General features: G+C 63.7%; 15 protein-coding genes, 1 pseudogene and 1 riboswitch. Of the genes and pseudogenes, 7 read left to right on the forward strand and 9 right to left on the reverse strand.

Annotated elements, in window-relative coordinates; translation table 11 throughout:
* Nucleotides 1–4: 4 nt before the first annotated feature.
* From AC1DYW_RS22755 to AC1DYW_RS22770, 4 genes and pseudogenes are all read right to left on the reverse strand, one after another.
* Nucleotides 5–304: pseudogene (locus AC1DYW_RS22755) on the reverse strand (CcdB family protein).
* Nucleotides 304–546 (reverse strand): type II toxin-antitoxin system CcdA family antitoxin, encoded by a 243-nt coding sequence (locus AC1DYW_RS22760; protein ID WP_457152508.1) that lies wholly within the window; start codon nt 544–546, stop codon nt 304–306. Before AC1DYW_RS22760 ends, AC1DYW_RS22755 begins: the two are co-directional and overlap by 1 nt.
* Nucleotides 547–683: 137 nt before the next feature.
* Nucleotides 684–2,504 (reverse strand): ABC-F family ATP-binding cassette domain-containing protein, encoded by a 1,821-nt coding sequence (locus AC1DYW_RS22765; RefSeq protein ID WP_477227698.1) that lies wholly within the window; start codon nt 2,502–2,504, stop codon nt 684–686.
* A 1-nt stretch (nt 2,505) separates the two neighbouring features.
* Nucleotides 2,506–3,150 (reverse strand): thiamine diphosphokinase, encoded by a 645-nt coding sequence (locus AC1DYW_RS22770; protein ID WP_477227699.1) that lies wholly within the window; start codon nt 3,148–3,150, stop codon nt 2,506–2,508.
* 88 nt (nt 3,151–3,238) lie between these two features.
* A riboswitch (TPP riboswitch) is annotated at nt 3,239–3,353 on the forward strand.
* Nucleotides 3,354–3,396: 43 nt separating this feature from the next.
* Between AC1DYW_RS22770 and thiB the strand changes: the two genes are divergently transcribed.
* The 4 genes from thiB (at nt 3,397) to AC1DYW_RS22790 (ending at nt 8,783) form a co-directional block, all read left to right on the forward strand.
* On the forward strand, nt 3,397–4,395 hold the full coding sequence (thiB, locus tag AC1DYW_RS22775) for a thiamine ABC transporter substrate binding subunit (RefSeq protein WP_477227700.1): 999 nt from the start codon (nt 3,397–3,399) through the stop codon (nt 4,393–4,395).
* A gap of 257 nt (nt 4,396–4,652) precedes the next feature.
* Nucleotides 4,653–6,278 carry a thiamine/thiamine pyrophosphate ABC transporter permease gene (gene thiP / locus AC1DYW_RS22780; RefSeq protein ID WP_477227701.1) on the forward strand — a complete coding sequence of 542 codons (1,626 nt, stop codon included), beginning with the start codon at nt 4,653–4,655 and terminating at the stop codon, nt 6,276–6,278.
* A complete protein-coding gene (thiQ, locus tag AC1DYW_RS22785; protein WP_477227702.1) occupies nt 6,271–7,053 on the forward strand; it encodes a thiamine ABC transporter ATP-binding protein in 783 nt (260 codons plus the stop codon). Before thiP ends, thiQ begins: the two co-directional genes overlap by 8 nt.
* Before the next feature lie 260 nt (nt 7,054–7,313).
* Entirely contained in the window at nt 7,314–8,783 is a 1,470-nt protein-coding gene (locus AC1DYW_RS22790; RefSeq protein ID WP_457153256.1) for a M48 family metalloprotease, read from the forward strand.
* Between the two features lie 15 nt (nt 8,784–8,798).
* Here the strand turns inward: AC1DYW_RS22790 and AC1DYW_RS22795 are convergent, their stop codons facing one another.
* The gene (locus tag AC1DYW_RS22795; RefSeq protein WP_457153255.1) at nt 8,799–9,662 is read right to left on the reverse strand and encodes an RNA polymerase factor sigma-32; all 864 of its coding nucleotides are present in this window, start codon (nt 9,660–9,662) and stop codon (nt 8,799–8,801) included.
* A 328-nt stretch (nt 9,663–9,990) separates the two neighbouring features.
* Here AC1DYW_RS22795 and AC1DYW_RS22800 point away from each other — a divergent pair, with 328 nt between their 5' ends.
* The 3 genes from AC1DYW_RS22800 (at nt 9,991) to AC1DYW_RS22810 (ending at nt 12,351) form a co-directional block, all read left to right on the forward strand.
* Nucleotides 9,991–10,764: an amino acid ABC transporter substrate-binding protein gene (locus tag AC1DYW_RS22800; RefSeq protein WP_477227703.1), complete on the forward strand. Its 774-nt coding sequence runs from the start codon at nt 9,991–9,993 to the stop codon at nt 10,762–10,764.
* Nucleotides 10,765–10,900: 136 nt separating this feature from the next.
* On the forward strand, nt 10,901–11,581 hold the full coding sequence (locus AC1DYW_RS22805; protein WP_095089467.1) for an amino acid ABC transporter permease: 681 nt from the start codon (nt 10,901–10,903) through the stop codon (nt 11,579–11,581).
* Nucleotides 11,578–12,351, forward strand: a complete 774-nt coding sequence (locus AC1DYW_RS22810; protein ID WP_457155751.1) for an amino acid ABC transporter ATP-binding protein — start codon at nt 11,578–11,580, stop codon at nt 12,349–12,351. The genes AC1DYW_RS22805 and AC1DYW_RS22810 overlap by 4 nt, the downstream gene beginning before the upstream one ends.
* 85 nt (nt 12,352–12,436) lie before the next feature.
* Here the strand turns inward: AC1DYW_RS22810 and AC1DYW_RS22815 are convergent, their stop codons facing one another.
* From AC1DYW_RS22815 to AC1DYW_RS22830, 4 genes are all read right to left on the reverse strand, one after another.
* Nucleotides 12,437–13,018 (reverse strand): CarD family transcriptional regulator, encoded by a 582-nt coding sequence (locus tag AC1DYW_RS22815; protein ID WP_457155799.1) that lies wholly within the window; start codon nt 13,016–13,018, stop codon nt 12,437–12,439.
* A gap of 370 nt (nt 13,019–13,388) precedes the next feature.
* Nucleotides 13,389–13,727: a ferredoxin FdxA gene (gene fdxA, locus AC1DYW_RS22820; RefSeq protein ID WP_095089463.1), complete on the reverse strand. Its 339-nt coding sequence runs from the start codon at nt 13,725–13,727 to the stop codon at nt 13,389–13,391.
* A gap of 234 nt (nt 13,728–13,961) precedes the next feature.
* On the reverse strand, nt 13,962–14,360 hold the full coding sequence (locus AC1DYW_RS22825; protein ID WP_095089461.1) for an RNA-binding S4 domain-containing protein: 399 nt from the start codon (nt 14,358–14,360) through the stop codon (nt 13,962–13,964).
* A gap of 17 nt (nt 14,361–14,377) precedes the next feature.
* Nucleotides 14,378–17,773 (reverse strand): helicase-related protein, encoded by a 3,396-nt coding sequence (locus AC1DYW_RS22830; RefSeq protein WP_457151521.1) that lies wholly within the window; start codon nt 17,771–17,773, stop codon nt 14,378–14,380.
* Between the last annotated feature and the right edge of the window lie 605 nt (nt 17,774–18,378).

Raw genomic sequence — 18,378 nt, forward strand, 5'->3', positions numbered from 1 at the left:
TGTCTCAAAAGCCCTGGAACAGCATGTCGAGCGCGGCGACGATGACGTCGTGGTGCTTCGCCAGGTTCAGTCGACTATCACCCAATTCGCTGGCAGCCAGGGTTGCGATCAGATGGGTGGCCATGACCAGTTATCGCCCGTTGATTTCGAAGGTGGGATGGAGCTCTCGCATCGGCGGCGGCGCCGTTGCGACCGGTAGAAGCGGAACCACCACCCGTGTTTTGAAATTGTCGAGCAAGTCGGATTGAACGTCGAGCAAATAGCTGCCTTCGATGCGCCCCGCGAAGACATCGAAACGTGCCATCAGAACTGCCGCGAGTCTTCCAGCGGGATGCCGTGTTTTTCGACATAGTCGTTCCACGCATCCATGGTGGCGCGATTCTCAAGTTTCCACAGCCGTGTTTTTTCGACCGCCACCGCTTCCGCGATGCCAGCCTCCGCGGCGCGCGAGACATTCACGTCAAGGCCCTTGGCTTCCCTCATGAGGTTCGAATCGATCGACAGGTTTGCTGGCTGACGGATCGCATTCAAGGCAATCTTGCGCATAGTAGCCTCCACAGCATGCGCATAATGTATGCGCATTTCCGCCTTGGGGAAATCCGGCCCTTCGCTATGGCCCCGGGCGTTCGTCACTTCAATCGACAAATCGTTGTCGATTGATAGGCCTGCGGCCGAACGCTCCACTACCCTTCCATCTCTTCGCGCAGCATCTCCAGTTCCAGCCACTCTTCCTCCAATGCGGCCAGCGTCGCGCGCTCCTTGTCGAGGGCGGCAATGGTCTTCTGGAACGAGGCCGGATCGCGCTCGTAATAGGCCGGATCGGCGATGTTGTTCTCAAGCCTCGAGATCGACCCCATCACGGCTTCGATTTTCTTGGGCAGGGTTTCCAGCGCGAATTTCTGCTTGAACGACAGCTTCTTCGCCGGCCCCTTTGGCGCGGCGGCTTCATTCTTGGTCGCGACCGGGGCTTCGCCGGCTTCGGCTTTCGTCCGCGCCTTGCGATCGTCTAGCCTGGTGCCGCCGCGCTGCGCCAGCATGTCCGAATAGCCGCCGGCATATTCGATCCAGCGGCCGCCTCCGTCCGGCGCAATGATGCTGGTCACGGTGCGGTCGAGGAAATCGCGGTCGTGGCTGACCAGGATGACGGTGCCGGCAAAGCCGGCAACCAGTTCCTGCAGCAATTCCAGCGTCTCCATGTCGAGATCGTTGGTCGGCTCATCGAGCACCAGAAGGTTTGCCGGCCGCGCCAGCACGCGCGCCAGCAAGAGCCGCGCCCGTTCGCCACCGGAAAGCTCGCGCACCGGCGTGCGTGCCTGCTCGGCCTTGAACAGGAAATCCTTCATGTAGGAGACGACATGGCGCTGCTCGCCATTGATGACGAGGTTCTCGCCGCGTCCGTCGGTGAGATATTGCGCCAGCGTCTCCTGTGGATCGACCGCTTCGCGCTTCTGGTCGAGCGTGGCGATCTCCAGATTGGTGCCGAGCCGTACCGACCCGGCGTCGGGCTTCAACTCACCGGTCAGCATCTTCAGCAGCGTCGTCTTGCCGGCGCCGTTCGGCCCGACGAGGCCGACGCGATCGCCGCGCTGGATGCGGGTCGAGAATCCCTTGACCACGGTGAGGTCGCCGAAGCTCTTCTCGATGTTTTTCGCCTCGATCACCAGCTTGCCGGATTCGGCGGCGTCGCTCGCCACCATGGTTGCCGAGCCTTCGGCGCCGCGATGGCCACGAAAACGCTGGCGCATGGTCTGCAATTCGCCAAGGCGGCGCATGTTGCGCTTGCGCCGTGCCGTCACGCCGTAGCGCAGCCAGTGCTCCTCGCGCACGATCTGGCGGCCGAGCTTGTGCTGTTCGCGCTCTTCCTCCTCCAGCACGAGGTCGCGCCATTCCTCGAAATGGCCAAAGCCCTTGTCCAGCCTGCGGGTCTGGCCGCGGTCGAGCCAGACGGTGGCGCGCGATACGTGCTCGAGGAAACGGCGGTCGTGCGAGATGACGACGAGCGCCGAGGAGGTGCGGACGAGCTCTTCTTCCAGCCATTCGATCACCGAGAGATCGAGATGGTTGGTCGGCTCATCAAGCAGCAGAATATCGGGCTCCGGCGCCATGACGCGGGCGAGTGCCGCGCGCCTGGCCTCACCGCCGGAAAGATCGTTCGGCCGCTCCTCGCCCGACAGGCCGAGATGCTCCATGAGATAGCTGGCGCGGTATGGATCGTCGGCAGGTCCGAGCCCGGCCTCGACATAGGCGCGCACCGTCGCAAAACCCTCCATGTCGGGCATCTGCGGCAAATAGCGGATTGTCGCCGAAGGCTGCCGGAATACCTCGCCGTCCTGTGGCTCGATCAGGCCGGCGGCGATCTTCAGCAGCGTCGACTTGCCAGACCCGTTGCGGCCGACCAGCGCGATCTTGTCGCCGGCAGAAGCGGTCAAGGCGGCGCCATCGATCAGCGGCGTGCCACCGAAGGTCAGTTTTATCCCGTCGAGATTGAGAAGGGGCGGGGCCATATCAGCTTTCAGGTAGTGGATAAGGGTGGGCGAGCAACAGCGCGCGGCCCTGGCCGAGTGTGATTTCGAGGCGGCCCTTGACCTCGTTGGAGATTGTCAATGAGGAGCCGAACGCCACCTTGACACGGTCGAGCGGCCATTTGGCGCCGGTGACGGTCAGGCCGGAAAGATCGGAAAAGCCAAGCACCGAAAACAACGTGCCGTCGGCATAGTCGAAGCCGGCTTTCCCGTGCAGCAGTGGAACGCCTTCCTGCGCGCCACTGGTCAAAACTATCTCTGTTCCGGCTTCGGCCAGCCGCAGGGCAAGCGCCAGATGCAGGAAGGCGTGGTCGGCGCGCTTGCCGCCGAAAGCGCCGGCGAGCACCAGGCTGGTCGCGCCGCGCTCCAGTGCGGCGGCGACCGCAAGTTCGCCATCGGTCTGGTCCTTCTCCGCCGGAAAGGTCCGACGGGGCACGGCGGCGAGGTCGTCCGGCAGGTTGGCCGGCACGGAATCGAAATCACCCACCCACAGTTCCGGGACAAGGCCCAGCAGCCGCGCATGGCCGATGCCGGCGTCGGCGGCGATGACGCGGGAGCCTTCGACCTGGTGGTCGAGCCGTGGCGTGCGGATGAGATCGCCGCCAAGCAGGATGGTGAATGTGCTCATATCGTGTGGCCCTTACCAGCCCGGCACGGGAAACGGAAGGCCGGCAAACTGCCACTTGCGTGAGGGATCGGCCCGGCCTATGTCTCGAAACGCTCTAACGGGGTGCCGGACGCGATCTTCGCGGACCGGCTGAGAGGCAATCTCGCCAACCCGCTGAACCTGATCCGGTTTGTACCGGCGGAGGGATTAGACGTTTCGGACAGTCCGGCGCCTCAATTCCTTTCAATTCGAATGAAGGAGGCGCCGATGCGCACGCTTTTCTACTCCCTTGCCGCAGCCATGGTTGTGGCCCTGTCCGGACCTGCCTGGGCCAAGGACAAGCTCACCGTCTACACCTATGAGAGTTTCACCGCCGACTGGGGTCCAGGTCCCGTGGTGAAGAAGGAATTCGAGGCCGAGTGCGGCTGCGATGTCGAGTTCGTCTCCGTCGCCGACGGCGTCGCGCTGCTCAACCGCGTCAGGCTGGAAGGGGCATCGACCAAGGCCGACATCGTGCTTGGCCTCGACACCAATCTCACCGCCGATGCCAAGGCCACGGGCCTGTTTGCGCCGCATGGCGCGGTGTCCGACGTCAATGTGCCGGGCGGCTGGAGCGACGATACTTTCGTTCCTTTCGACTATGGCTATTTCGCCGTCGTCTACGACACTGAAAAGCTGAAGAGCCCGCCGAAGAGCCTGAAGGACCTGGTCGAAGGCAGCGCCGACGACAAGATCGTCATCCAGGATCCGCGCACCTCGACCCCGGGTCTCGGCCTGCTGTTGTGGGTCAAGTCGGTCTATGGCGACAAGGCGCCGGAAGCTTGGGCCAAGCTCAAGTCGAAAGTGCTGACCGTGACGCCGGGCTGGAGCGAGGCCTATGGCCTGTTCACCAAGGGCGAGGCGCCGATGGTGTTGTCCTACACGACGTCGCCGGCCTATCACATGGTCGCCGAGAACACCGAGCGCTACCAGGCAGCGTCGTTCGAAGAGGGCGAATATCTGCAGATCGAGGTTGCCGGCATCACCACGACAGGGGCGAAGAACCCGCTGGCGGAAAAGTTCCTGGCTTTCATGACCGGACCGAAATTCCAGGATGCCATCCCCGAGACCAACTGGATGTTCCCGGCCGGCAAGACCGACAAGCCGCTCAACCCGGCCTTCGACAAATTGGTCAAGCCGACCAAGACCTTGCTGTTCAGCCCCGAGGAGGTCGCCGCCAACCGCAAGGCCTGGGTCGATGAGTGGCTGGCGGCGATGAGCAAGTAGGATTCAAGCTTCGCCATATGTTTGTGCCAAGTCACCCCCCTCTGGCCTGCCGGCCATCTCCCCCGCAAGGAGGGAGATCGGCAGCTCTGTCGCGTCGCTCATTCCTGCCATTTTGGAATTTGGCCTGGGTGGCGAAACGAGCAATCTCCCCCCTTGCGGGGGAGATGTCCGGTAGGACAGAGGGGGGTGGGCGGGAACTAGACCTTAGCCAAGCATTTCAATCAATTGACACCCATGACAGCGTTGGGTAGCGCGACATGCCCACGCGCCATCCAGCTGACCCCCGCATCACCGCCGGCATCATCGCGCTCGCCGCCATCGCGCTGCTGATCGGCGGCGCGTTTGCCGGGCTGCTTTTCGAAGGCGCTCACGACTTCTCTGGCGCTTGGGCAGCCTTCGATCCTTATCTGCTGCGCGTCGTTCGCTTCACGCTCTTGCAAGCGGCGCTCTCGACGCTGCTTTCGGTCGGGTCGGCGCTGTTGGTGGCGCGCGCGCTGTCGCGGCATCCACGCTTCCCTGGCCGCTCCTTCATCCTGCAACTGTTCGCCGTACCGTTGGCGCTGCCGGCGATCGTCGCGGCACTCGGCATTCTCGCTCTCTATGGCCGTGCCGGTTATTTCGCTGGCGTGTTCGCAGTGATCGGCGGTGGGAGCTGGCCGGGCATCTATGGCCTGTCAGGCATCCTCGTCGCGCATGTCTTCTTCAACCTGCCGTTCAGCGTGCGGCTGTTCCTCGAGGCATTGCAGACCATTCCCGCCGATCAGTGGCGGTTGGCCAGCCAGCTCGGCATGGGCGCGCGGCCGGCGTTCCGGTTGATCGAATGGCCAACGCTGCGTGCGGCGTTGCCGGGTGTCGCCGGGCTTGTGTTCATGCTCTGCATCACATCCTTCACGATCGTGCTGACGCTTGGCGGCGGGCCGGCCGCGACGACGCTGGAGGTCGGCATCTACCAGGCGCTGCGCTTCGATTTCGATCCCGCTCGAGCCGTCACGCTGACCTTACTGCAGATCGCCTTGACGTTTGTCGTCGTGCTGGCGTTGACGCGGCTTGGCGCCAATGTGGTCGGCGACACCAACCTGCCGGTGGCGCCACGCCGCTACCTCGCCGTCAATGGGACCGAGACCTTGCTGAACGTCGTGATCATCGTGCTGGCGTTGCTGTTTGTCGTCGGACCGATGGCGGCCACGGTGATGGCCGGGCTTGGCGCCGATCTCGGCCGGCTGGCCGGCGAGGCCGTCGTTCGGCGGGCGACGCTGACCAGTGCGGTGCTCGCCTTCCTGTCGGCCCTGCTTTCCGTGACGCTGTCGCTGGCGCTGACCATGGCGCGCCGGGCGCTGGCGCTGAACCGCCGCTCCGGTACAAAGACGATGCTCGAACATGCCGCCGATACCGGCGCCGGTTTTGTCCTCGTCGTGCCGCCGATCGTCGTCGGCGCCGGCTGGTTCCTGTTGCTGCGCCATGTCGGCGATGTCTTTGCCATCGCCCCGGTCATGGTCGTCACCGTCAACGCAGTGATGGCAATGCCGTTCGCGCTGCGCGCTGTCCGTCCCGCCTATGATGCGGCGAGCGAGCGTCACGAACGGCTCTGTGCTCAGCTCGGAATCACGGGCTGGAACCGGTTGATGCTGGTCGACTGGCCGTCGCTGCGGCGGCCGCTCGCCACCGCCTTTGCTTTCGCCATGGCGCTGTCGCTCGGCGATCTCGGCGTCATCGCGCTGTTCGGCAGTGATTCCGTGCAGACCTTGCCTTACCTTCTGTTGGCGCGCATGGGCAGCTACCGCACGCAGGACGCTGCCGGCCTGGCGCTCCTGCTCGGCCTCGTCTGCCTCGCGTTGATCATGGCGGCGCACTGGCTGGGAACGGAGAAGGACCGGGATGCCTGACGGGGTGGCCATCAGGACTGCAAAGGGCGCCCCGGTGCGGCTGGACCAGGTGTCGTTCAGCTATGGCGAGGCGCCGCTCGTTTTCGATGTCGATTTCGCCGCGGCGAAAATCACCGCCATCATGGGGCCTAGCGGTTCTGGCAAGTCGACGCTGCTCAACCTGGTGGCGGGGTTCGAGACGCCGCGGTCGGGCCGCGTGCTGATCGGCGGGGCCGATGTCAGCGCTGAGCCACCGTCCGCGCGGCCCGTGTCGATGGTGTTCCAGGAAAACAATCTCTTTGCCCATCTCTCAGTGGAGCAAAATGTCGGGCTTGGCCGCTCGCCATCCTTGCTGCTGACCGACACGGACCGCGCCGCGATCGCCGAGGCGCTCGAACGCACCGGCCTTGCCGGCAAGGAAAAGCGCCTGCCGCGCGAACTCTCCGGCGGTGAGCGCCAGCGCGTCGCCCTGGCCCGGGTCCTGGTGCGCGACCGGCCAGTGCTCCTGCTCGACGAACCCTTCGCCTCGCTCGGACCGGCGCTGCGCGACGACATGCTGGATCTGGTCGCCGCGGTGCATGCCGAACGAGGCATGACGGTGCTGTTCGTCACCCACCAGCCGGAGGATGCCCGCCGAATCGGCGAGCACGTGGTGTTTCTGGACAATGGCGTTGTCGCGGCAACCGGCAAGGCGGACGAATTCTTCACCGGGGCTGGCCCGGAAGTGTTCCGGCGCTATATCGGCACGGGTGCCGGGGATGCCGTATCACGAGATGTTGCCCGGAAGCGGACATAATTTACGGTCAAACCGGCTCCAGGCGATGCGGCGCTTGCTTGCCATGGCTGGAGGAGTGTGGCTAGGTCCGCCCTACTGGTCCGGCACAGGCCGTGATTTGCCTGCAGCATCCGCCGCTCGCCCCCGAGGGGACGCGCGACGGATGCTGCAGCAGTTTGAGATAGCGCATGACATTTTCCGAAGATCGCCCCCGATTTTCGTGGTCATGCGCCGGGACCCGAAAGGAAGCCGTTCTGGCGATCGGCGTTGACAAACTACGAATGAATCCGCTGGCGCGCTTTCTTGCGTTGGCCGGCTTTGCCGTGGCGCTGGCGAGCTGCCAGATGTTCACGCCTCCCGAGGTTCAGGAATCCGGCTTCCAGCCTTCCGACAGGCCGATCACTGTCGACAATGTCGCTGCCAACAGCAAGCTCGCCGAACTGGCCAAGGCGCAGCATCCGCGCATCCTGGCCACCTATGGTGGCGAATATTCCGATCCCAAGCTCGAGCGCATGGTCGCCAAGGTGGTCGGCAATCTGACCGTCGTGTCGGCCAATCCGACGCAGACCTATCGCATCACCATTTTGAATTCGCCCAACGTCAACGCCTTCGCGCTGCCGGGCGGTTATCTCTACATCACGCGCGGTCTGCTGGCGCTGGCCAATGATTCGGCCGAGCTTGCCGCCGTCATCGCGCATGAGATGGGCCACGTCACCGCCAACCATGGCTTGCAGCGCCAGCAGCTGGAAGCCGAGGAAGGCCTGGCGACCAAGGTGGTTTCGGATGTGCTCGGCGACAGCCCGACCGCCAAGGCGGCCTTGATCCGCGGCAAGCTGAGACTGGCGCAATTCTCGCGCAACCAGGAACTGGAGGCTGACGCCATCGGCATCAAGTCGATCGGCGAAGCCGGGTACGATCCTTTCGCCGCCGGCCGCTTCCTGCAGTCGATGTCGGCCTATACCGATTTCCGCTCGATCAGCGGCGCCACCGACGCCAGCCTCGACTTCCTGGCCACCCACCCCAACACGCCGCAGCGTATCGATCTGGCGCAGCGCCATGCCCGCCAGTTCGGCGCGCCCGGCTTCGGCACGCGCGACCGCGATTCCTTCCTCGCCGGCATAGACGGCCTGCTCTATGGCGACACGCCCGAGGAAGGCTATGTGCGCGGCGAAACCTTCCTGCATCCGGGCCTCGGCGTGTCCTTCTCGGTGCCGCAGGGCTTCATCATCGACAATTCGGCGGCGGCGGTGACGGCAACCGGGCCTGGTGACATGGCAATCCGTTTCGACGGTGTTTCGATCGACAAGAACCGGGCGCTCACCGACTATATCCGCAGCGGCTGGGTGGCTGGGCTGGACGACAGCACCGTCAAGCAGGAAACGATCAACGGCAACGAGGCGGCGACCGCGCATGCCGGCGCCGAGGGCTGGCAGTTCGATATTGCCGTGATCCGCGCCGGCGGCCAAGTCTACCGGCTGCTGACCGCAGCGCCGTCGGCCAGCACCTCGCTGGATGCGGTGGCACGTTCGGTGAGCGGATCGTTCCGTATCCTCAGTGCCGCGGAAAAGGCGGCGCTGAAGCCGCTGCATATCCGCGTCGTCACCGTTCAACCCGGCCAGACGATGGGTTCGCTTTCCGCCCAGATGGTTGGTGTCGATCGCAAGCTCGACCTGTTCCGCGTGCTGAATGCGCTGTCGCCAGGTGCCGCAGTCTCGGCCGGCGACAAGGTCAAGATCGTCACCGACAAGTAAGACGCCTGCCGCGGGTCAGGCGGCAGTCGCCAGAAATTCCGGATTCTGCTTCACCAGCGCCACCTTGAGCTTTTCCATGGCGCGCGCCTCGATCTGGCGGACGCGTTCCTTGGAGATGCCAAGCGTCTCGCCAAGCGCTTCCAGCGTTGCACCTTCGTCGCTCAACCGGCGTTCCTCGATGATCCGGAGCTCGCGGGCGTTGAGGGCGGCGAGCGCCGCTTTCAACCACACGGAGCGGCGCTCGACATCGATCGTGTCGCCGACGACCTCGTCGGGCAGAGGATCGTCCGAGACGAGGAAATCCATGCGCTCGTTCGAACCCCCGTCATCGGCAACCGGCATGTTGAGCGAGGAGTCGGGCGCCGACAGCCGCGAATCCATCATCGCCACGTCGGCCTCGGAGACGCCGAGCGCTTGCGATACCTCGCGATAGAGCGTTGCGTTGGACAGCGGTTCGGTGCCGTTGGCCAGCCGCGCGCGCAAGCGGCGCAGGTTGAAGAAAAGTGCCTTCTGCGCCGAGCTGGTGCCGCCGCGCACGATCGACCAGTTGCGCAGGATGTAGTCCTGCATCGAGGCGCGGATCCACCACGTCGCGTAAGTCGAAAACCGCACCTCGCGTTCAGGCTCGAAGCGGGCGGCCGCTTCAAGCAGGCCGACATGCCCTTCCTGGATCAGATCGCCGAGCGGCAGACCGTAGTGGCGGAATTTGGAAGCCATGGAAATGACCAGCCGCATATGCGCAACCGTGATGCTATGCAGCGCGTTCTGGTCGTTGTCTTGTTTCCAGAGCAAAGCGAGCCGATGCTCTTCTTCACGTTCGAGGTAGGGAGCCCTCATTGCCGCGCGGACCATGATCCGTCCTGCAGTGTCTTCCATCATGAGGCGCTCCCTGGCTCAGGCGATGCGGATGACTTTGCAAACTTGGCAGGGCGCCCGGGTTGAAATCGCAGCGTCGTGCCCTAGAAATCCAGAACGTGCCATGCAGGAAAATGGTTCCGTAGCCGTTGGCGGCTGGATTTGTTGCCTGAGGGATCTCGGCGATGATCGGCGACCCTGTCGATTGCGGCTAAAAAACACTATTTCGAGAATCTGATTTCAGAAGTTGGTTGTTTTTGAAATCCTGTTCCTTATTTTTTCGACTTGTATCTGTCAGTTTCCAACCCTCACAACATGCCGGACAGCCGGCCAAGGACGGGATCACAGAAAAATGAAATGGCTCAAGTCGCTTATCATCGCCGGAACACTGCAGGCTCTGGCTGTCACGTCGGGCCATGCCGGCGCCAATCTCGACCAGATCAAGCAGGCGGGCGTCATCAAGGTCGGTACGGAAGGCACCTATGCGCCGTTCACCTATCATGACACTTCGGGCGCGCTGGTCGGCTTCGACGTCGAAATCGCCAAGGCCATTGCCGACAAGCTCGGCGTCAAGGCCGAGTTCCTCGAAGGCAAGTGGGACGGGCTGATCGCCGGTCTCGACGCCAATCGCTATGATACCGTCATCAACGAAGTCGGCATCACCGACGCGCGCAAGGCCAAATATGACTTCTCCGATCCCTACATCGCCTCCAAGGCGGTGCTGATCGTGCGCGGCGACAACACCGACATCAAGACCTTCGCTGATCTCAAGGGCAAGAAATCGGCGCAGTCGCTGACCTCGAATTTCGGCAAGCTCGCAGAGACCAACGGCGCCGAACTCGTCGGCACCGACGGCTTCGACCAGTCGATCCAGCTGCTTCTGACCGGCCGTGCCGACGCCACCATCAATGACAGCCTGTCGTTCCTCGACTTCAAGAAGCACAAGCCCGACGCCAATGTGAAGATCGCCGCGCAAGAGGAAAACGCCGACTATTCCGGCGTCATCGTGCGCAAGGGCGATCCGGAACTGGTTGCGGCGATCAACAAGGCGCTGGCCGACATCAAGGCCGACGGCACCTACAAGAAGATCGCCGACACCTATTTCGGCCAGGACGTTTCGAAGTAATTCATGCGTGAGGCCGGTCTCCGGCTGATGAGATATCAAGCGGCGAGCCGTCTTTGACGGTCCGCCGCTTTTGTCGTGATATGCCGAGCGCATTCGCGCTCTGATCAAGCCGCCTCGACCATTTGGAGGGTCTTACGTGCCGCACTGGCTGCAACTGATGCTGGAGTCGCTGCCTTCGCTGTTGTGGGCGGCCCTGATCTTCACCGTGCCGTTGACACTGCTGTCCTTCGTTCTCGGCTTGACGGTCGGACTCGGTGCAGCGCTTGCCCGGCTGTTCGGTCCGAAGCCGCTGGTCGCGCTTGTGCGCTTCTATGTCTGGATATTCCGCGGCACGCCGCTGCTGGTGCAGCTGTTCCTGATCTTCTACGGCCTGCCGTCGGTCGGCATCCTGCTTGACGCCTTCACCGCCGCATTGATCGGCTTCACGCTCAACATCGGCGCCTACACGTCGGAGATCATCCGCGCAGCAATAGGCTCGGTGCCGAAGGGCCAGTGGGAAGCCGCCTACTCGATAGGCATGACCTGGAGCCAGGCGATGCGGCGCACCATACTGCCGCAGGCCGGACGGGTCGCGGTGCCGCCGCTCTCCAACACCTTCATCTCGCTGGTCAAGGATACGTCGCTGGCCGCCGCCATCACCGTGCCGGAGATGTTCCAGGCGGCGCAGCGCATCGTCGCCACAACCTATGAGCCGCTGATCCTCTATGTCGAGGCGGCGATCCTCTATCTGGCGATGAGCTCGGTGCTGTCGGCCTTGCAGACGCGGCTGGAAGAACGACTCAACCGCTATGGCGGCTTCCTGGAGGCGCGCTCATGATCGGCCTCACCAACATCGAAAAGCGTTTCGGCGACAATCTCGTGCTGAAGGGCGTGACGGTCACCATCGCCGAAGGCAGCGTCACGGCGCTGGTCGGCCCTTCGGGTGGCGGCAAGAGCACGCTGCTGCGCTGCATCAACCTGCTGGAGATCCCGACATCCGGCACGGTGCGGATCGGCGACGAGACGCTCGAATTCCACCCCGGCAGCAAGGTTCCGTCCAGGGATATCCAGCGCCTGCGTCTGCAAACCGGCATGGTCTTCCAAAACTTCCAGCTGTTTCCGCATCGCACCGCGATCGAGAATGTCATGGAGGGGCTGGTGACGGTGCTGAAATGGCCAACGGAGCGGGCGCGCGAGCGGGCGCTCGCTTTGCTGGAAAAGGTCGGCATGGCACACAAGGCCGATGCTTGGCCGGCAACCCTGTCGGGCGGCCAGCAGCAGCGCGTGGCGATCGCCCGCGCGCTCGCCCCGTCGCCGAAAGTGCTGCTGTGCGACGAGCCGACCTCGGCGCTCGACCCGGAACTGGCGCAAGAGGTGGTCGACGTGCTCGGCAAGCTCGCCAGCGAAGGGACGACCATGGTGATGGCGACGCATGATCTGCGCCTCGCCTCCAAGATCGCCCAGGAGGTGGTCTTCCTCGATGCTGGCGTCATCGTCGAGAAAGGCCCGGCGGCCCTGCTGTTCGGCAATCCGGAACACCAGCGGACCAGGCGTTTCATTGCGACGCTGAAGCAAGAAGCGGAGAGGGAAGGCGGCGGCGAGGGGTAGGCGGCTACACGCTTCAGCCTATTGTCCCAGAAACAAAAAACCCGGCGCGAGGCCGGGTTTTTCATGGATTCAAAGCTGAAAAAGTTCAGGCAGCTTCTTCCTGCTCGGCTTCCTCATTATCGGCCTTGGCGCCCCGCTTAGGGCCCTTGTTGAGGTTGATCTCGATCAGGCGCACGGCTTCGGTTTCCGACATCCGGTTGACGGCCGCAATCTCGCGGGCCATGCGGTCGAGTGCCGCCTCGTAGAGCTGGCGTTCGGAATAGGACTGCTCGGGCTGGTTGTCGGCGCGGTAGAGGTCGCGCACAACTTCCGAGATCGAGATCAGGTCGCCGGAATTGATCTTCGCATCATACTCCTGGGCGCGGCGCGACCACATGGTGCGCTTGACGCGGGCGCGGCCCTGCACGACTTTCAGCGCGCGCTCGACATAATCCTCTTCCGACAGCTTGCGCATGCCGATGGAGGTCGCCTTGGCGACCGGCACCTTCAGACGCATCTTGTCCTTCTGGAAGTCGATGACGAACAGTTCCAGCTTGTGCCCAGCGACTTCCTGCTCGTCGATCGAGACGATCTGGCCGACGCCATGCGCCGGATAGACAATGTACTCGCCGGTCTTGAAACCGTGACGCGCAGCGGTGGACTTCTTCTGCGGGGTTATCGTTGCCATTGCGCCCTGAACTCCTTGTTGTGGTACCGGCGTCCTGCCGGCCCGAACTCGCGCGATCGGGGAAACCGATCGTTAGCCGCACAACAGATGAACCCATCCGGAAAAGCCGGGACCGGCAAACCGCAATAGTGCGACCGCCTGGCCCAGATTGCTCTGGTCCGGAATGAGATTTTCACCTTTCAGTGATTTGGGGCGTCTGCGCCATAAATCGACGTTGTGTCACCGGCATGTTTGGCTGATGTAACACAAAAAGTCGGAAGAATCAAGGTTTTGCTGCATAAGCGAAGGCCACAGTTAAGCGCCGCCTGTCAAGGCGCTTTATGTGACCTGTCTCTTACCCAACGTAATACCAGCCTTTGCGGACCTGTTGTCAATCGCCTTCGCCGGGCTCGGCCGAGAAGTATTTCTCGAACTTACCGGCCTCGCCGTCGAAGGATTTGGCGTCGGCCGGAGGTTCCTTCTTGGCGGTGATATTGGGCCATTTCTCGGCGTATTCGGTGTTGATCTGCAACCATTTGTCGAGCCCTGACTCAGTGTCGGGCTTGATCGCGTCGGCCGGGCATTCCGGCTCGCAGACGCCGCAGTCGATGCACTCGTCGGGGTGGATGACGAGCATGTTCTCGCCTTCGTAGAAACAATCGACCGGACAGACCTCGATGCAGTCCATATATTTGCATTTGATGCAATTGTCGGTCACGACATAGGTCATCGGTCGGCTCCGGGACGTCCCATTTTGTTGGGCTTTTTCCGTGAGGTAACGCCTTTGCCCGCCGCTTGCAAGGGCAGCCATGCCTGGTGGCATCGGCGTTTCCGAAATGGAATTCCAGACTGCAGGCCCGGTAGGGATCGGTCAGGTCCCGCGAAGTGCCTTGTTTGCCGGGTTCAGGGTTCGTTTTGTGCGTCTCGTTGCCCCAAAATCGTCGCGCACTTTTTGGCCGACCCATCAGTCATCACCAAGCAAGCGGTCGGTCTGGCGGCGTTCCTTCTTCGTCGGGCGGCCGCTGCCGGCCTCGCGCAGCGCCGGAATTGCATCGGGAGGGGCTTCGCCCGTCGGCGCGGGCGGCGGCGAGATATCCTCGTACAGCGTGCGTGCCTCCTCGGCCGGACCACGCCGCACGCCGGCGGTCAGCACCTTCCAGACGAAGATCCGACGATCAAGTGTGATGGTCAGGACGTCTCCAGGCTTGACCAGATCGGAGGCCTGCGCTGCTTTGTCGCGATTGATGCGAACCCGGCCGGCGACCACAAGTTTCGCCGCCAGCGAGCGCGATTTCACGGCGCGCGAGAAGAACAGCCATTTGTCGATGCGCTGGCGGTCTCGGGCAGCCGTTGGGGCAACCATCGACGCGAGCCCTGAGTCTACTTCTTCAGCTGGTCGCGCAAAGCCGCGAGCTTGGCGAAGGGCGAGTCCGGATCGAAGCGCACCGGGCGCTCCTCGCGCGGCTTCGGCTGGAAGGTCGGCTTTCCGCCGCCCTTGCCTCGATCGGGGCCGCCACCCTTGCCATCCGGCCTGCCGCCCTTCCAGTCGGGCCGACCTTCGCGTCGGTCGGGGCGCTCGCCTTGTGGGCGGCCTTCACGACGCTGCTCGCCCTCGCCCTGCGGCTTGGGCTTGAACTTCGAGCGGTCGAAGCGCGGCTTGCCGGTGCCGTCGCGCCGCCCCTCGTGGGCAGGACGTTCTCCAGGCGTGGCTGCGGCCGGCGCACCGGCAGCATCCGCAGGCGCGTCGTTTCGGCCGCGCGCCTGTCCGTTGCGCGAGCGATTGTTGCGGCCGGGATGGCGGGGGCGCTGTTCGAAACGGCCCTGACGCCACAACAGGATCGGCTTTGGGGCCTCGGCTTCCGGAGCGGGCTCGCTGGCGGCTGCATCGGCTACCACGACAGGCTCGTCCGACGTCACTTCAGCCGCGGGCGCAGCTTCGGAAACTGGCTCGGCCGATGCAGTCGCGACAGGTTCGGCTTCCGTCTCTGGCTCGGCAGCCAGCACGGGTTTGGCGACCGCGTCGGCGACGGCCTCCGTTGCTGCTTCTTCCGTGGCTTCGGCCGGCGCTTCGGGTTGTTCTTCCGCGACCGGCTCGGCCGCCGCTTCCGCTATGGTTTCGACAGGAATTTCGGCGGTGGCCTCGACAGCGGCAGCCGGCTCCGAACCTTCGACCGGCGCCTCCGCAGCCGCGTCGACCGCCGTGGCTTCCGCTGCCTTGGCCTGCTCGGCCCGTGTGGCCTCTTCAGCCGCGGCCTTCGCCGCCGCCGCTTCGCGCGCGGCATTGTCCTGCGCCTCGAGCCGCGCCTTGACCTCGACGGCCGGCTTCGGCTCGGCACGGTAGCCGAGACCTTTCAGGATCTCTTCCATGTCGTCGGCGGTGGCGCCGAGGATCGACATCATCGGCGGCGTCACCATGAAGGACTGGCCGTCATAGGCGCCGTCCGGCCGTTGGCCGAGACCAGGCTTCCAGTTGGTCGCCGGGCGGATCAAATCCGCCAGCCGCTCCAGAATGTCGATGCGCACCGCGCGGCGGCCGAGATTGCGGTAGCCGGCAAGCTTGTAGAAGGTCTTGTCGAAAGTGGGATCGATGACCACCGAGGTGCGGCCGGAGGCGAGTGCATGGACCACGTCGCCAAAGCCCGGCTTGTCCTTGCCGTCGTTCTTCAGCGCCCACAGCAGCGTCACCAGTCCGGCTGGCGCCGGCTTGATCAGCGCCGGCACGAAGACATGGTAGGCGCCGAAGCGCACGCCGAGCCGTCGAAGGGCTGCACGGCCCTCCTGGTCGAGCGACTTCATCTCCTCGGCAATGTCGCGGCGGTTGATGAGGCCGAAATTCTCAACCAGTTGGAAGGCGATACCGCGGCCGATGCCGGCAATCTGATCGCCGTTCTTCAGGTCGACCAGCGGCTTCAGCAGCAACTCGATCTGGAAATTGACGAAACGTTCGGCACGCGCCGCGACCTTGTCGCGCGCCGGGCCGGTCAACTGTTCGTCGGCCAGCAGCACGAGGCGCGGCTTGAGCGTGTCTTCGCCGGCAACCAGTGTGCCGATCGGCGCGCCGATCCAGCGCAGCGTGCCATCCGAGCCAAGTGCGATGTCGCCATTGGCGCTAGCACCGAAGCGTTCGGCGCGCGCCTCGAATTCGGCGGCCAGCGCCTTCTGGGCGGCGGTGCGCACCGCCTTGGCGTCTTCGCCGCCGGCGGTCTGGTCGGCGGTGAAGCGGAACCCTTGCAACTCGCCGACATGGTGGCCTTCGACAAGGACGGTTCCGGTAGGACTAATTTCGGCTTCAGGCATGGTATTTTCTCTAAGGCGCCGCATGAGGACGGAAGTCCTGCGGTCTACGAAGCGTTTCGTCAACCGCTCATGCAGCGCATCCGACAATCTGTCTTCGATTTCGCGCGTCTTTTCCTGCCAGTGTGCCTGATCGGCCAGCCAGCCGGGCCGGTTCGACACGAATGTCCAGGTGCGGATCTGGGCAATGCGATGCGACAGCGTGTCGATGTCGCCTTCGGTGGTGTCGGCGCGGCGCACCTGCTCGGCCATGTAATTTTCATCGACATGGCCATGCCGGGCGAGGTCCGTATAGATCGAAGCAATGAGGTCGGCATGCTGGGCCGGCGCGATCTTGCGGTAGTCGGGCAGCGCGCAGGCTTCCCACAGCAGCGCCACGCGTTTGGCGTTGGTGGCGAGTGCGCGGATGTCCTCGTCGCGCGACAAGTGCTCGAGCGCCTGCGCATCGACGGCAGGCAGTGCCCGCGTCAGCCCCTCGACCGGGGCGTTGGTCTCGATCGAGCGTTTCAGCGCGTCGAGGCTGGCGAAGTCGAAATGCGCGGTGCGCCACTGCAGCACCTTCACCGGGTCGAAGTCGTGGCCTTCGATCTTCTTGACCAGATCCTCGTCCAGCGGATCGACCTGGCCGGTGACGCCAAACGTGCCGTCGCGAAGATGCCGGCCGGCGCGGCCGGCGATCTGGCCAAGCTCGGCCGCCGTCAGGTTGCGATACTGATAGCCGTCGAACTTGCGGTTCTGGGCGAAGGCGACATGATCGAGATCAAGGTTGAGACCCATGCCGATGGCGTCGGTGGCGATCAGATAGTCGACGTCGCCCGACTGGAACAGCGCCACCTGGGCGTTGCGGGTGCGAGGCGACAGCGCGCCGAGCACGACGGCGGCGCCGCCCTGCTGGCGGCGGATCAATTCAGCGATGGCATAGACCTCGTCGGCGGAGAACGCGACGATCGCCGTGCGCCGCGGCAGCCGCGTCAGCTTCTTCGAGCCGGCATAGGCGAGATGCGAAAGCCTCGGCCGCGTCACCACGGAGACGCCCTTCAAGAGGCGCTGGAGGATGCCGTGCATGGTGGCCGCACCCAGCAGCAGCGTTTCCTGGCGGCCGCGCAGGTGCAGGATGCGGTCGGTGAAGATGTGGCCGCGCTCGAGATCGCTGGCCAACTGCACCTCGTCGATGGCGACGAAGGCGGCGTCGGTCTCGCGCGGCATGGCCTCGACGGTGCAGACCGAATATTTGGCGCCGGGCGGCTGGATCTTCTCCTCGCCGGTGATCAGCGCGACCTTGTGGGCGCCGACCTTTTCGCAGACGCGGCCATAGACCTCACGCGCAAGCAGCCTGAGCGGCAGGCCGATGATGCCGCTCTCGTGCGCCACCATGCGCTCGATGGCGAGATGGGTCTTGCCGGTGTTGGTCGGCCCAAGCACGGCGGTCACGTCACGGCCCGACAGGATCAGCGGCTCGGTATGTTTCGACTGGATGTTCATCGACCTGGAAATAAGGCTTTCTGGTCTCTCGTTGTCGGGAGCGTGCCTCAAGTGGCGCGTATGACAGGCGACACATAAGGATTTCGAGCGCGAAGCGAAAGCGGAATGTTCCACCGGCGGCTCGAAGTCGTCTCCAGTCAGGCTCCAGATTGGCTGCGGGTTAACAGTTGGAACGAGTCTGGAACGAATCGGACACGAATCAGTGACTCGACCAGATTCAGCTTTTGTTCACGGCTACATATGGATTTTGTGACCATGAGTCTCACCACATGCTGAATCAACGAACTGGCCCGTTTCATGCAGGGCGAGCTCTGCCGTTAACCTTTGCCGGCGAACGACTGGAATGCCTTGGTCAGCCTCATCCAAGATTATGAAATTGTTAACCTTTCCTAAACGGCGTTAAGGATTTGACGGGCGATTCCGGCTGTCGTCGTTAACACTCCGCTCAAAGCCGGAACGAACCGGCTACGAATCGGCGATGCCAGAATCTTCCCGTTTTGTTCACCCCAATATCTTGTGTTGCGAACAGCTTATCCACCAAGAATCCACAGGCTGCAGAGCCGCTTTTGCACAAGGCGGCCGGTGGCTGTTAACCTCTGCGTGCC

The organism is Mesorhizobium sp. P2_D5, assembly GCF_056404355.1.